Origin of the sequence: Streptomyces durmitorensis (assembly GCF_023498005.1) — a bacterium.
Taxonomy (GTDB): domain Bacteria; phylum Actinomycetota; class Actinomycetes; order Streptomycetales; family Streptomycetaceae; genus Streptomyces; species Streptomyces durmitorensis.
The window spans coordinates 8,238,082-8,251,411 of the sequence record NZ_CP097289.1; the positions used below are offsets into that span (position 1 = coordinate 8,238,082).

The 13,330-nt window shown below is 71.0% G+C and carries 14 protein-coding genes; 7 read left to right on the plus strand and 7 right to left on the minus strand.

From position 1 onward, the window contains the following. The first annotated feature begins 2 nt into the window (after nucleotides 1-2). Both M4V62_RS36935 and M4V62_RS36940 read left to right on the plus strand, forming a co-directional pair. Nucleotides 3-566 carry a TetR/AcrR family transcriptional regulator gene (locus M4V62_RS36935; RefSeq protein WP_249591536.1) on the plus strand — a complete coding sequence of 188 codons (564 nt, stop codon included), beginning with the start codon at nucleotides 3-5 and terminating at the stop codon, nucleotides 564-566. 96 nt (nucleotides 567-662) lie between these two features. Continuing rightward, nucleotides 663-1,034: a hypothetical protein gene (locus M4V62_RS36940; protein ID WP_249591537.1), complete on the plus strand. Its 372-nt coding sequence runs from the start codon at nucleotides 663-665 to the stop codon at nucleotides 1,032-1,034. A 36-nt stretch (nucleotides 1,035-1,070) separates the two neighbouring features. Here the strand turns inward: M4V62_RS36940 and M4V62_RS36945 are convergent, their stop codons facing one another. Then, on the minus strand, nucleotides 1,071-2,267 hold the full coding sequence (locus M4V62_RS36945; protein WP_344646357.1) for an MFS transporter: 1,197 nt from the start codon (nucleotides 2,265-2,267) through the stop codon (nucleotides 1,071-1,073). 176 nt (nucleotides 2,268-2,443) lie between these two features. Between M4V62_RS36945 and M4V62_RS36950 the strand changes: the two genes are divergently transcribed. After that, the gene (locus M4V62_RS36950) at nucleotides 2,444-3,676 is read left to right on the plus strand and encodes an ROK family protein (protein ID WP_249591539.1); all 1,233 of its coding nucleotides are present in this window, start codon (nucleotides 2,444-2,446) and stop codon (nucleotides 3,674-3,676) included. On the opposite strand, the gene M4V62_RS36955 is transcribed toward M4V62_RS36950, so the two are convergent. Further along, on the minus strand, nucleotides 3,673-4,944 hold the full coding sequence (locus M4V62_RS36955; protein ID WP_249591540.1) for an MFS transporter: 1,272 nt from the start codon (nucleotides 4,942-4,944) through the stop codon (nucleotides 3,673-3,675). The two genes, M4V62_RS36950 and M4V62_RS36955, sit on opposite strands and share 4 nt — an antisense overlap. A 171-nt stretch (nucleotides 4,945-5,115) precedes the next feature. Next, nucleotides 5,116-5,712: a TetR/AcrR family transcriptional regulator gene (locus M4V62_RS36960; protein WP_249591541.1), complete on the minus strand. Its 597-nt coding sequence runs from the start codon at nucleotides 5,710-5,712 to the stop codon at nucleotides 5,116-5,118. 180 nt (nucleotides 5,713-5,892) lie between these two features. Between M4V62_RS36960 and M4V62_RS36965 the strand changes: the two genes are divergently transcribed. Then, nucleotides 5,893-6,723, plus strand: coding sequence for an alpha/beta fold hydrolase (locus M4V62_RS36965; RefSeq protein ID WP_249591542.1), 831 nt, complete (start codon nucleotides 5,893-5,895; stop codon nucleotides 6,721-6,723). A gap of 12 nt (nucleotides 6,724-6,735) precedes the next feature. Here the strand turns inward: M4V62_RS36965 and M4V62_RS36970 are convergent, their stop codons facing one another. From M4V62_RS36970 to M4V62_RS36985, 4 genes are read right to left on the minus strand one after another with little or no spacing between them, the layout of a single operon-like run. Then, nucleotides 6,736-7,629, minus strand: coding sequence for a phosphotriesterase family protein (locus tag M4V62_RS36970; protein ID WP_249591543.1), 894 nt, complete (start codon nucleotides 7,627-7,629; stop codon nucleotides 6,736-6,738). A gap of 50 nt (nucleotides 7,630-7,679) precedes the next feature. Further along, nucleotides 7,680-8,264, minus strand: a complete 585-nt coding sequence (locus M4V62_RS36975; RefSeq protein ID WP_249591544.1) for a DUF4865 family protein — start codon at nucleotides 8,262-8,264, stop codon at nucleotides 7,680-7,682. 19 nt (nucleotides 8,265-8,283) lie between these two features. Beyond that, nucleotides 8,284-8,703 (minus strand): (R)-mandelonitrile lyase, encoded by a 420-nt coding sequence (locus M4V62_RS36980; RefSeq protein WP_249591545.1) that lies wholly within the window; start codon nucleotides 8,701-8,703, stop codon nucleotides 8,284-8,286. Between the two features lie 37 nt (nucleotides 8,704-8,740). Beyond that, nucleotides 8,741-9,313, minus strand: coding sequence for a TetR/AcrR family transcriptional regulator (locus M4V62_RS36985; RefSeq protein WP_249591546.1), 573 nt, complete (start codon nucleotides 9,311-9,313; stop codon nucleotides 8,741-8,743). Between the two features lie 260 nt (nucleotides 9,314-9,573). Between M4V62_RS36985 and M4V62_RS36990 the strand changes: the two genes are divergently transcribed. Genes M4V62_RS36990 through M4V62_RS37000 form a run of 3 tightly spaced genes read left to right on the plus strand, consistent with a single transcriptional unit; the run spans nucleotide 9,574 to nucleotide 13,318 of the window. Further along, on the plus strand, nucleotides 9,574-9,873 hold the full coding sequence (locus M4V62_RS36990; RefSeq protein ID WP_249591547.1) for an SHOCT domain-containing protein: 300 nt from the start codon (nucleotides 9,574-9,576) through the stop codon (nucleotides 9,871-9,873). After that, complete coding sequence (locus M4V62_RS36995; RefSeq protein ID WP_249591548.1) at nucleotides 9,870-10,751, plus strand: ABC transporter ATP-binding protein; 882 nt, start codon at nucleotides 9,870-9,872, stop codon at nucleotides 10,749-10,751. The genes M4V62_RS36990 and M4V62_RS36995 overlap by 4 nt, the downstream gene beginning before the upstream one ends. Before the next feature lie 5 nt (nucleotides 10,752-10,756). Continuing rightward, complete coding sequence (locus M4V62_RS37000; RefSeq protein ID WP_249593166.1) at nucleotides 10,757-13,318, plus strand: ABC transporter permease; 2,562 nt, start codon at nucleotides 10,757-10,759, stop codon at nucleotides 13,316-13,318. The last annotated feature ends 12 nt before the right edge of the window (nucleotides 13,319-13,330 follow it).

Here is a 13,330-nt window from a genome sequence, read left to right on the forward strand (position 1 = left end):
GCATGAACGAGCGACAGCGAGTCCGGCGGCCGGGCGGGCGCAGCGCCCGCGTCGGCGCGGAGGTGCACCAGGCCGTCATCGACCTGATCAACGAGCGCGGCTACGGCAACTTCACCGTCGGCCAGGTAGCAGCCCGCGCGGGCGTGGCCGACAGCAGCATCTACCGCCGGTGGGGCAGCCTGGAAACCCTGCTCAGCGACGTGGTGCTCACCCGCCTCAACGCGCAGTCGCCGATGCCCGACACCGGGAGCCTGGCCGGCGACCTGCGCACCTACGCGGCCAACGTGGCCCGCGAGATCACCGGACCCGACGGCCTGTTGCTGGTGCGCCTGGCTGTCGCCCTGTCGAGCAAGGGGCAGCAGGGTCTGGAGGCGGGTGAGGAACTCCGCGCCGAACGCACCCGGCAACTGCAGTCCATGCTCGATCGCGCCCGCGAGCGTGGCGAAGACGCACCTGACGCGCTCGGCGTGCTGGACCACATCCTGGCCCCGATGTACATCCGCGTCCTGTTCGGCATGGAGATCACCCCGGACTACGTCGACGGGCTGGTCGACCGCATGCTGTGACCTCGACCCGGCGGCGGAGATCGATCAACTCGTGGGACCGTACTACCACCGCGTGGACGTAGCGGACGTAGCCGACGCAGGGGAGATGGGGAGCAGATGACTCTGAGGACAGGCCAGCGGGTGGTGCTGGCAGCGGACACGCCGCTGACCGATTCGGCCGAGGTGTCGGGGGTCGTCATCGGGTTCCTGTCCCTGGCGGCGGGCACCGGCGGGACCGTCGAGCAGGTGGTCGGCCACCAGGACGAGAGCGACGACGTGCGCGAGTACGAGCGGCTCAAGTCGCTGCTCGACGCCTTCGGGTGCGAGATGCCCACGGAGAGCAGGAGACAGCTCGAAGAGAAGGTCGGCTCTCTGGAACCCGCGTGGACCGCCTTCCAGGAACGGGCGCCTCGCGTGAGCGTGCGGGTCCGCTTCGACAACGGGTTCATCCTCGACGGGGCCCACGAGGACGTCTTCGTCCCTGCCTGAGGGCGCGTCCCGGGCCAGGCCGGTGGCAGGCGACGGTCACCGCCGGGTGGTGTAGCCGATGGCCGCGGCGAGGGCCGCGAGTACGGCCACGCTGGTGAGGGCCGTGGGCAGGGTGAACCAGTCCGCCATGAAGCCGATGGCGGGTGGGCCCAGGAGCATGCCTCCGTAGCCGAGCGTGGAGGCGGTGGCGACTCCGCTGGGGCCGGCCAGGGCGCCGGCGCGTTCGACGGCGACGGGGAAGATGTTGGCCAGGCCGAGGCCGGTGACGGCGAAGCCGATGAGCGCCAGCCAGACGGAGGGGGCGAGTGCGCCGAGGAGCATACCTGCGGCGGCCAGGGTGCCGCCGGCCACGAGTATCGGGGTCTGGCCGAGGCGTTCGAGGAGGGTCGTTCCGCTGAGGCGGCCGATCGTCATGGCGAGCGCGAAGCAGGAGTAGCCGGCGGCTGCCATGCCCGGGTGGGCGTTCAGGTCCTGTTCGAGGTGCAGGGCGCCCCAGTCGGCGAGTGCTCCTTCGCCGTACGCCGTGCACAGGGCGATGAGGCCGAAGACGATGACCAGGCCGCGGGTGCGGCTGTCCAGGCGCCGTGGGGCACCGGTCGCGTCCTCACGGCGGACGTCGCTCGGCGGGGCCGGGGGCCCGAGGCGCAGCAGAACGCGTCCTGTCACGGCGGTGACGATCAGGCCGATCACGGTGAGTGCGAGCAGGTGGCGTGTGGGGGAGAGGGAGCCTGCGATCAGTCCGCCGAGCCCCGCGCCGACCATGCCGCCCAGGCTGAACGCCGCGTGGAAGCTGGGCATGATCGGGCGCCGCAGCGCGGCCACCAGGTCGACGGCGGCGCTGTTCATCGCCACGTTGATCCCGCCGTAGGCGGCCCCGAACACCAGCAGTACGAGCCCGAGCGCGAGCGCCGAGTGCGTCAGCGGCGGCAGCGCGATGCTCAGCGCAAGCAGCACCCCGCAGACCACCGTCACCGGATGGCTGCCGAAGCGGCGGCAGAGCCGTCCGGTGAGCGTCATCGTGATGACGGCGCCCGCTGAGACCCCGAGCAGCGCGAGCCCCAGGTCGCTCGCCGAAGCGCCGGTCTGTTCCTTGATGGCGGGGATGCGGACGACCCACCCGGCGAAGATGAATCCGTCGAGCGCGAAGAAGACGGTGAGTGCGACACGGAGCCGGGCGAGGCCCGGGGGAGTGGCCCGCGACGCTGCGGACGTGGTTTTGTTTAGGAGCGGCACAAAGTCAGAGTAGAGGTGTGCCCCCATGGCGTACAAGACAGTTCCTGTGAGGCGGCGGTCACCGGTGTGCGGAAGGTGCTCGCGAGGTGGCAGGGGAAGGGTGGCGGAAGCGCAGTGCACGAGCAGATGACGCGTGAACGGCGAGGCGGCGTACGGATCATGGGAGACTCGCCCTCATGAACGGCAAGGCTGCCTCCCGTACCGAGGGGGATCTGTCCACGCGTACGCGCCTGGAGCGCGGGCGCGGCGCGCTCGGTCCCGCCCTTGAGCTCGTCCACACCGGGCGCGCCCCGACCCGTGCCGTCCTCACTGCCGAACTCGGCGTCACCCGTGCCACCGCGGGCGCCGTCGCCGCCGAGCTGGAGGCGCTCGGCCTGATCAGGATCGACGCGCGGCCGAGTGCGCCGGCGGGTTCGCAGGGGCGCCCCTCGCACGGGCTCTCCATCGCGGAGGACGGCCCCGTGGCGCTCGCCGCGCAGGTGCACTCGGACGGGTTCCGGGCCGCTCTCGTCGGGCTCGGCGGTCGGATCGTCGCCACCGCACCCGGCTGCGAGACGATCGACGCCGACCCGGCGCAGGTGCTCGGCTCGGTCATCGACGCCGGTGCGCAACTGCTGCGGGAGACGGGCAGGCGGTGCGTGGGCGCGGGCCTCGCCGTGCCGTCGGCCGTCGCCGAACCGGAGGGCACCGCGCTCAATCCGCTGCACCTGGCGTGGCCCGCGGGTTCGCAGGTGCGCCAGATCTTCGCCGACTGCGTACGGGACGCGGGCATCACGGGACCCGCGTTCGCCGCCAACGACGTCAACCTCGCGGCGCTCGCCGAGCACCGGCACGGCGCCGGGCGCGGAGCCCGCGATCTGCTCTGCGTCGCGACCGGGCACCGGGGTGTGGGCGGCGCGCTCGTCCTCGACGGGCGCCTGCACACGGGCAGTTCGGGGCTGGCGCTCGAGGTCGGACACCTCACCGTCAACCCGGAGGGCCGCCCGTGCCACTGCGGAAGCCGGGGCTGCCTGGACGTCGAGACGGACCCGCTGGCCTTCCTCACGGCGGCGGGCCGTGAGCCCGGCCCCGAAGGGCTGTTGCAGCAGGCCCGCGAACTGCTCCGCGACGCGGGCGGTGACCCAGCGGTCCGATCGGCCGCCGAGGAGCTGATCGACCGCCTCGGCCTGGGGCTCGCGGGCCTGGTGAACATCCTGAACCCGGACCGCATCATCCTGGGCGGCCTGCACCGCGCGCTCCTTGAGGCTGACCCCGAGCGGCTGCGTGCCGTCGTCGCCGACCGGAGCCTGTGGGGGCGCAGCGGCGGCGTACCGATCCTGGCCTGCACGCTGGACCACAACAGCCTGGTGGGGGCCGCCGAGTTGGCCTGGCAGCCGGTGCTCGACGACCCCCTCGGGGCGTTGGGCTAGAGGCGCGCGGACTCCTTCGCTGACTCCATTGCGGACCCCTGCGCGGACTTCTGCGCGGACTTCTTCGTGGCCGGGCTGATCGGCGCCTCAACTGCCTTTGCGGCGGGCGTAGTTCGGTCGTCGCGCAGCTTGCGCATCCGCTTCAGGTCGGGCAGCAGTGTGACGAGGCCGAGTGCGGCGAGTGCGGCGCCGATCCAGAGCGGCGCCCGCAGACCGAACGTATCGATGGCGGGGCCGCCGACGGACGTCGCGATGATGATGCCGAGGGTGATGAACGAGGAGTGGACGGTGTTGACCAGCGGCCGGGCGTTGCCCGTGCGCTGCACGCGGGTCACCAGGGCCGGGTTCATCGTGACCCCGACCAGACCGATACCCATCATCAACACCACGGCGGCCACGCTCAGTTGGGCGAAGAGAGCGAAGCCGGCGAGGAATGCCAGATTGAGCAGCAGGCCGGTGAGCAGGACAGGGACGGCGTGCTTGTCGGCGAACCGGCCGACGACGGTGTTGCCGATGACGGTGGCCGCTCCGTATGCGATGAGCAGCAGAGGAACCGTGCCCGTGGAGAAACCGGTGACCTCGGTGAGGATCGGGTTGAGGTAGCTGAAGGCGGAGAACGTGGCGCCGATGATGAAGGTGCTGGTGGTGAGGGTCAGCCAGAGGCGGGGGTTGCGGAAGGCGCCGAGCTCCTGACGGAGGTTGCCGCCGTCGTCGTCGGCGCGCTCGATGCGCGGAACCCCGACGAGAGTGGCGAGCGCGGCGAGAACGGTCAGGCCGGTGATGGCCCAGAACGCCGCGCGCCAGCCCAGGTGTTCACCGATGACGGTGGAGAGCGGCAGACCGAGGAGCGTGCCCAGCATCAGCCCGTTGAGAGCCACCGCGATGGCCCTGCCCCGGACTTCGGGACGGGTGAGCTGTGCGCACAGCGAGATGGAGACGCCGAAGAAGGCCTGCGATGCGACGCCGGTGATGACGCGGGCCACCAGCATGGTGCGGTAGTCCGGGGCGAGGGCGGCGAGGACGTTGCCCGTCAGGAAGATGCCGAACAGTACTATCAGCGCGGACTTCTGACGCATCTTCAGCAGAGCGATGGTGAGGAAGGGCCCGCCGAAGGCCATCGCCGCGGCGAAGGCGGTGATCAGGTAGCCGATCTCCGGAATCGTGGCGTCGAGTCCGTCGGCCATCTGCGGCATCAGACCGGCGACCACGAACTCGCTGGTCACCATGGCGAAGATGCCGAGGGCCAGGAGATAGACGGCGCGGGGCATGGGGGCTCCTGTCAGGGGTGGGGTGGAGAGGGCGTGGGTGATGGGTTATGGACTGAGCAGTTCAAAATCAGTTCAAAATGAAGGCGTGCGGGATCGCTGCCGGGGGGCTGGGAAACCGGCAGGTCGACGGGTGGGGATGCGGGTGGCTTGGCTGCTCAGCGGCTCAGCGGCTCAGCGGTTCAGTGCGTCCAAGGCGGTCTCGGCGATGGCGGTGAGGGCGGCTCGATCGGCGCCGCCCTGGGCGGCGATCCGCATGCCGCCGATGATGGCGTTCACGAAGCGGGCCAGGTCGGCCGCGTCCCGCGCGGACGTGATGTCGCCGCCGCTCTGTCCTGCACGGATGACGGCGCTGATCGCGGACAGCCGCATCGCGAGGTCACGCGCGAGCATCTCGGCGGCCTCGGGGTCGCGTCCGGCGAGCTCGACGGTCGTGTTGACGGTCAGGCAGCCGATGCTGTGCCCGTCCTTGCGGCACTCGAACTCGGAGTCGACGATGCGGGCGAACAGGGCGCGGAGGCGGTCCATCGGGGGTCGCCCGGCATCCTCCAGGATCTCGACCTGGATGGATGTCATGGAGTCGATGTAGCGGGCCAGGGCTCGCCGGAACAGCTCGTGCTTGCTGCTGAAGGTGTTGTAGATGCTGCTGCGGCCCAGGCCGGTGGCGTCGCACAGATCCTGGGTCGAGGTGGCCTCGTAACCATTCGCCCAGAAGGCGTGCATCGCCGCGTCCAGGGCCCGTTCCTCGTCGAAGGTTCTCGGTCGGGCCATGTCGGTACGATACCGGTTTTGGAACGGCCAGTGCAATATGCGAATCAAGGACTCCGCGAGGGTTGTCGGGGGTTACCTCTTAAGAAGCTCTACTGGTAACGTCGATCTCCAGGCCGCGTGGACGAGTGGCCGCGTCGACGACAGGGCGGACTGCGGATTCCGATCAGCGGGAGGTACCCAGTGACATGGCACTTGGCGGAGAGGTTCGAGACCTCGGACGGATACGTGAGGTGGGCATCGCTCGGTGAGGGCGACCCGGTGGTCCTCCTGCACGGCTCGCCCTTCTCGTCGTACATCTGGCGCGAGATCGCCCCCGCCCTGGCCTGCACGCGCAAGGTCTACGTCTGGGACCTGCTCGGCTTCGGGCAGTCGGAGCAGCGGGAGGGGCAGGACGTCGGCCTTGCGGCACAGGGGAGGATCTTCGCCGGTCTCCTCGCGCACTGGGGCGTGTCCCGCCCCAGTGTCGTCGCGCACGACGTGGGCGGTGCGGTGGCGCTGCGGGCGCTGCTCCTGGAGGGTGCGGAGTACGGAGATCTGACGCTGGTGGACGCGGTCGGCGGGGGTGAGTGGGGGACGGGCTACTTCAAGCTCATCCGCGAGAACGCGCACGTCTTCGAGCAACTCCCCGACTACGCCCATGAGTCACTCGTGGCCAGCCACCTCCGTCACGCCACGCACACCGGCTACGGACCGGGTGTCCTGGACGCGTACATCGACCCGTGGCGCGGCACGGAGGGCCAGGCGGCGTTCTACCGTCAGTACCGCCAGTTCGCACAGTCCCAGACGGACGTGCTCGAGCCCCTCCTCGGCGACGTGACCGTGCCGACCCGCATCATCTGGGGCAGCGAAGACCGCCTGCTGCCACCGGAGTTCGCCGAGTTCCTGCACGCGCGTATCCCGCACGCCGAACTGACCTGGGTGGACGGCGCGGGCCACACGATCCAGGACGACGCACCGGCGCGGCTGCTTTCGCACCTGGCAGCGGACTTCCGGGCCGAGGTCGTCGTCTGAACGCGGCCGCTTCTACGCCCACTCCACCGCGAACGCCCGTCCCGGATTCACCGTCAGCATCCGCTCCACCACGTCCTTCCCCGCGGCGAGTTCGAGTCGCGGCCGCACCCCGCGCAGCAGGTACGGCAGCCCGGGTCCGCCGTTCGTCGCGCGTGCCCCGGATGTCGTCGTGTCGCCGCCCAGGAGCAACTGATCCGCGAAGCCCGCTTCGGTCAGGGTCTGTACGGCTTCCGGCATGCGCCAGTCCGTGGCGTGGTGGGCGCGGGAGGGGCCGTCGAAGGCGAGGTACGCGCCGGCTTCGGCGGCCCGGTGGTGAATCGCGAGGTCGGGGGAACGGTTCAGGTGGCCGAGGATCACCTTCCCCGGTGGCACGTCCAACTTCCCGCACAGCAGGTCGAGTACGTCCAGCGCGCCCGTGCCCAGCTCCAGGTGGACGGCGATGGGGGCGCCGGTGGCGTGGTGCGCCTCGGACGCCGCTTCCATCGTCCAGCGGGCGTGCGCGTCCAGGCCGTGGAAGCCGCCCGCGACCTTGGTCAGGCCCGCCCGTACGCCGGTGTCGGCGATGCCCTCGGTCAACTCCCTTACGAAGAGGTCTGCGAGCCCTTCGGCTCTCAGGTGGTCCAGCAACTCCGCTGTGTAGTGCGCCGCTTGGTGCAGACCCGTGGCCGCGACGACGTGTACGCCCGTCGTCCGGGACAGCGAGGGCAGCTTGCCCGCGTGGCGTCCCATCCCGTAGGGCGTCCACTGGATCAGGCTCTCGCCGCCCGCCTCACCGAAGGCCGCCAGTTCTTGGCCCGCCGCGTTGACCGAGTCCATTTCCTGGCCCGGGAGTTGAGGGCTCGTCAGGAAGAGGTGGTCGTGGGCGTCGCAGATCCCGAGGCTCTCGGGTGCGACGTCTCCCAGCACCGTACGTACGGTGCGAGCCGCACCGACCGTACGATCCGTGCGGTCCGCGCTCACCACTGCCGCCCTCCAGGGAGGAGGCCCCGCTCCGGCGCGGACAGGTGCAGGACCTGGAACACGTCGCCCTCTCCCTTGGGGGAGTCGTGGTCCCAGACGGAGAAGAGCAGTGCTTCCCATGTGCGCGGGTCGATGGCCGCCGCGGCGTACACAGACCCTTCGCGTTGTGCCAAACGCCCTGCCTCCTCGGCGAGTTCGGTAGCCAGGCCGCCGAGATGGGTGCGGGCAGGGATGCGCATCCGGTGGCGTACGGCGGACTTCGCGGGCTCGCCCGACGCCGACCCTTCGGCGAAGGCGAGGCCCGTCCAGTGCTGCACCTCAGGCCGCCCGAAGTCGTCGACGATGCCCTGGAATCCGGGGCCCCAGAGGAAGGAGTTCATGCCCTCGGGGGTGTTCCAGAGGTAGAACGGCGCGTACTGGTTCACGGGGGAGTCGTCGACGCCGCGCTCACGGATCAGGTACGCCTTGGCGCCGAGGCCCGGGTAGTCGTCCAGCAAGTGGCCCTTGGTCGCCACCCGGTTGCGGATGATGCCCATGTCGTAGTCGGCCGGAAGTGTGATCTCGTACTGCATCACGTGCATGGTGGTTCGCTCCTCGGGCTCAGGCTGCCGGGTGTTCGTCCGCGGCCGCCGCGTAATCGTCCGCGCCCACGTGCGCGTCCCAGTGCGTGGTCGTGCCGTCGTCCGTGGCCTCGACGACCGCCAGATGTGTCATGAAGGTGCGGGGCGCGGCGCCGTGCCAGTGCCATTCGTCCGGCTCGATCCAGACGGTGTCTCCCGCGCGGATCGTCTCCGCTTCGGCGCCCCCGCGCTGCACCAGACCCTCGCCGTCCAGGACGTGCAGGACTTGGCCGTGCGGGTGGCGGTGCCAGGCGGTGTGCGCTCCGGGGGCGAAGCGGACGTTGAACATCCGTAGCCGGGAGGGGGACGGCGGCGCGGCGATCTCGTCCAGCCACACCGTGCCGGTGAAGTTCTCGGCGGGGCCCGCCTTGCTTTCGGGGCGGTTGCGAGTGATGCGCACGGTCTTCAATTCCTTTGCGGGGTAAGGGTGGTGGCGCCTACGGGGCAGGGGTGGTGGCGGCGAACAGGAGGGCCAGCAGGCCTCGTACTCCGGTGTCGAAAGCCGCGGGCGAGGCCGAGGCGCGGGCCAGCACATAGCCGCCCTGGACCGTGGCGACGACCGTCGCCGCGATCGCCTGCGCGTCGAGCGTGGCCGCGAACTCGCCCCGCTCCTGGCCCTCTTGGACGATTCCGGCGATCCGGTCCCGCAGCCAGTCGAGCGTCTCGGTGACGGGCGCGCGCAGCTCGTCGCTCGCGACGACGTCCGGGTCCATCGTCAGCCGCCCGACCGGGCAGCCGCGCAGGACGTCGCGCTCGCGCAGGAGGTACGCCTCGATGCGTTCGTACGCCGATCCGGTGCCGCCGAGGACGCCGTCGGCCGTGGCGCGCATCTCCTGTGCCGTGCGCCGGATCGCGGCGAGCGCGAGGTCGGGCTTCCCGGCGAAGTGGTGGTACATGCTGCCCTGCCCGGCGCCCGCGTGCTGCTGGATCGCCTTGGGGCTCGTGCCGACGTAGCCGCGCTCCCACAGCAGTTCGCGGGTGGACTCGATCAGACGCTCCGGGGTGCTCATGAACGCACTGTACATACTAGTAGGTACAGAGGTCTAGGCGGCGGCCAACGAAGCCCTGTGCATACCAGTACGTACAACGCCCGGCCACGACTCCCGGCCGCCGCCCCGACCTCACCGGGAGCAGCCCCGCAGCCCCCACGTACTCCCCCAGTGGTACACGCACTGCCGCTGGCCGTACGACGACTCGGACCCCCTCGGAGCGCGAGGCTCAAGACATCGCACAACACACCGCAGACATCGCTCCCGAGGAGATGGACACCATGAACACCCTGGCTCACTTCGATGGCGGGCCCGGCCCGTGGATCCTGTTCTTCCCGCTCATCTGGGCGGCCGTCGTGATCGGCGGCATCACCCTCCTGCGCCGCACCGTGTGGCGCGGCCGCCGGGCTCCGTGGCAGCGGGACGGCGCCGAGCGCACCGTACGCATCGACGAGAACTCGCCCATCGCCGTGCTCGGCCGTCGCTTCGCCTCCGGCGAGATCGACGAGGACGAGTACTGGCGGCGTCTGTCCGTCCTGAACGAGGAGTTCGGGCGTACGTCCAAGGGCGGTGCGGCATGACCACCGCGACCGGACACCGCGGCGCCACCACCCTCGACGCCGCCCGCGTCACCGAGGCCGTCAAGGTCTACGGCAGTGGTGACACCGCCGTACGGGCCCTGGACGGGGTGAGCGTCGGGTTTCCCGCCGGACGCTTCACCGCGATCATGGGCCCGTCGGGCTCGGGCAAGTCCACCCTGATGCACTGTGCCGCGGGCCTCGACACCCTCACCTCGGGGGCCGCCCACATCGGCGACACCGAGCTGGGCGCCCTCGACGACCGACGTCTCACGCTGCTGCGCCGCGACCGCATCGGCTTCGTCTTCCAGGCCTTCAACCTGGTGCCGACGCTGACCGTGGCCGAGAACATCACGCTGCCGATGGACCTCGCAGGCAGGCGTGGTGACGGTGCGGCGGCGGAGTGGACCGACGCCCTCATCGACGTGGTGGGGCTGCGCGACCGGCTCCACCACCGGCCCGCCGAGCTCTCCGGCGGTCAGCAGCAACGCGTCGCCGTGGCAAGGGCGTTCGCCGGTCAGCCCGACGTCGTCTTCGCCGACGAACCGACCGGCAACCTCGACTCGCGCTCCGGCGATGAGGTCCTGCGCCTCCTCGGCCGCGCGGTGCGGCAGATGAACCGTACGGTCGTCATGGTCACCCATGACCCGGTGGCCGCCGCCCACGCCGACGAGGTCGTCTTCCTGGCGGACGGCCGTCTCGTGGACAAGATGGCGGACCCGACCGCCGACAAGGTCCTCGACCGGCTCAAGGCCTTCGACACGAAGGCCTCGGCGACCTCCGGCATCACCGCATCCGGTGCCACCGCATCGGGCGCCACCGCATCCGGTTCCACCACACCTGGTAGCACCACAGCAGGAACCAAGGGGGCACCGTCATGAGTTCCCTGAGCGCCTCCGCGCGCATCAGCCTGTCCTCGCTGCGCGGCCACAAGCGGCGCTTCGCGGGTACGTTCCTCGCGGTCATGCTCGGTGTCGCCTTCCTGGCGGGCACGCTCGTCATGGGCGACACCCTGCGCGGCAGCTTCGACACGATGTTCGGCAACGCGACGAGCGGCACCGACGCCGTCGTCCGCAGCGCGGACACCATCACCACCCCCGACGACAGCCAGGGCACCCGGCAGCCCGTCAAGACCTCGCTCGTCGAGAAGATCGAGCAGACGGACGGCGCGGCCGCCGCGGCGCCCGCCATCCAGGGCGCGGGCCAGCTCCTCGGCAAGGACAAGGAGCCCATCGGCGGCGAAGGCCCGCCCACCCTCGCCGGCAACTGGATCGACGACAAAGACCTGAACGCCTACCAGCTGGCCGAAGGCCGCGCCCCCGCCAAGTCCGGCGAGGTCGTCGTCAACCGAGGCGCCGCCGAATCCGGCGACCTGAAGATCGGCGACACCACCACGCTGCGCACCCCCGACCCCGTCAAGGTGACGATCGTGGGCCTCGCGACCTTCGGCGGCGAGGACGGCATGGCGCAGACCACCTTCACCGGCATGACGCAGGCCGACGCCGAGAAGTACCTGATGCCGAAGCCCGGCGAGGCCGCCACCATCCAGGTGCGGGCCGGGCCCGGCGTGAGTGAGCAGGAACTCGTCGACGCGCTGAGTCCCGTACTGCCCAAGGGAGTTGAGGCGATCACCGGTGAGGCGTCGGCGGCGGAGAACACCGACAATATCTCCGGTCAGTTCCTGACGCTCTTCACCAGCTTCCTGCTCGTCTTCTCCGGCGTCGCCCTGCTCGTCGCCACCTTCAGCATCCACAACACCTTCGCGATCGTCGTCGCCCAGCGCACCCGCGAGAACGCCCTCCTTCGCGCACTCGGTGCCTCACGCCGGCAGGTCACCGCGTCCACCCTGGTCGAGGCGAGCGTGGTCGCCGTGGTGGCGTCCGCCGCGGGCCTCGCGGGCGGCATCGGGATCGCGGCCGGGCTTCAGGCGCTCTTCCCGGTCATCGGATTCCCCTTCCCCGAGGGCGACTTGGTGATCAGCGGCCTGTCGATGCTGCTGCCCCTGGCCGTCGGCATCGCGGTCTGCCTCGGCTCCGCCCTGCTGCCCGCCGTCCGCGCCGGGCGCACCGCACCCCTGGCCGCGCTGCGCGAGACCGCGGTCGACCACTCCGGGGCTTCGCGGGGGCGTGCCGTCTCCGGCGTGGTCCTCGTACTCGCCGCCGTGGGTCTGTCGCTGACCGGCGTCCTGGTCAGTCCGTCCGTGTGGCTGGCAGGGGCCGGGGCGGTGCTCGCGCTCGCCGCGTTCGTCGTGCTCGGGCCGGTCGCGTCCTCGCGGGCGGTACGGATTCTCGGCGGGCCCCTGGACCGGCTGCGCGGCGTCACGGGCGGGCTCGCCCGGCGCAACGCCCTGCGCAGCCCCAAGCGGACCGCCGCCACCGCGAGCGCCCTGATGATCGGTGTCGCCGTCGTCTCGCTCTTCACGGTCTTCGGCGCCTCGCTGAAGGCGACCATGGACCAGACGGTGAACCGCTCCTTCGCCGGCGACCTCGCCATCAGCACCCCGGGCTTCGGCGCGGGCGGCAGCGGGCTCAGTCCCAAGCTGGCCCCGGCGCTCGCCGAGCAGCCCGAGGTCGAGACCGCGGTCGGGCTCGGCAAGGGCGCCGCGGAGGTCGACGGGGAAGGGCGCGCCCTGACCGTCACCGACCCGGGTCCCTTCGCCAAGTCCTTCGACCTCGGCAAGGTCGAAGGATCCCTCGGCGACCTCGGCACCAACGGCATCGCGATCACGCGCTCGGAGGCCGAGAAGCAGGACCTGAAGGTCGGCTCCGAGGCCGAGCTCGCCTTCGCCGACGGCAAGAAGGCGACCTTCACCGTGCGCGCGCTGTTCGGCCAGTCGGAGCTCGCGGGGGACTACGTCATCACCCGTGAGGCCTGGGCGCCGCACCGCATGCAGGACGCCGACAGTCTCGTCTCCGTCACGGTCAAGGACGGCGTGAGCGCGGCCGACGGCAAGGCGGCGGTCTCCAAGACCGCGCAGGAGTACGGCAATCCGGATGTGCAGACCCGCGGTGAGTACGCGCAGTCGGCGGCGGGCGGCATCGACATGATGCTCACGCTGGTCTACGCCCTGCTCGCGCTCGCCGTCCTGATCGCCCTGCTCGGCATCGCCAACACACTGACCCTCGCGATCCACGAACGGACCCGTGAGCTGGGCCTGTTGCGAGCGGTCGGGCAGACGAGGGCGCAGCTGCGGGCCATGGTCCGCTGGGAGTCGGTCCTTGTCGCCGCCTTCGGCACGGCCGGAGGCCTGGTGCTCGGCGGCTTCCTCGGCTGGGTGCTCGTCAAGGCCTCGGACGGCGCGACGAGCAGTGCTTTCGCGTTCGCGGTGCCGCCGGTCCAGCTCGCGGTGGTCGTCCTGGTGGGCCTGGCGGCGGGAGCCCTCGCGGGTCTTCGTCCGGCACGGCGGGCCGCACGCCTGGACGTGCTGCGTGCCATCGCCACCGAGTGACGTAGGACGCCC

Bases quoted from the DNA above. Each gene is read 5' to 3' on its own strand.
- M4V62_RS36935 (WP_249591536.1), top strand. From the start codon at position 3: ATGAACGAGCGACAGCGAGTCCGGCGGCCGGGCGGGCGCAGCGCCCGC.
- M4V62_RS36940 (WP_249591537.1), top strand. From the start codon at position 663: ATGACTCTGAGGACAGGCCAGCGGGTGGTGCTGGCAGCGGACACGCCG.
- M4V62_RS36950 (WP_249591539.1), top strand. From the start codon at position 2,444: ATGAACGGCAAGGCTGCCTCCCGTACCGAGGGGGATCTGTCCACGCGT.
- M4V62_RS36955 (WP_249591540.1), bottom strand. From the start codon at position 4,944: ATGCCCCGCGCCGTCTATCTCCTGGCCCTCGGCATCTTCGCCATGGTG.
- M4V62_RS36960 (WP_249591541.1), bottom strand. From the start codon at position 5,712: ATGGCCCGACCGAGAACCTTCGACGAGGAACGGGCCCTGGACGCGGCG.
- M4V62_RS36975 (WP_249591544.1), bottom strand. From the start codon at position 8,264: ATGCACGTGATGCAGTACGAGATCACACTTCCGGCCGACTACGACATG.
- M4V62_RS36985 (WP_249591546.1), bottom strand. From the start codon at position 9,313: ATGAGCACCCCGGAGCGTCTGATCGAGTCCACCCGCGAACTGCTGTGG.
- M4V62_RS36990 (WP_249591547.1), top strand. From the start codon at position 9,574: ATGAACACCCTGGCTCACTTCGATGGCGGGCCCGGCCCGTGGATCCTG.
- M4V62_RS36995 (WP_249591548.1), top strand. From the start codon at position 9,870: ATGACCACCGCGACCGGACACCGCGGCGCCACCACCCTCGACGCCGCC.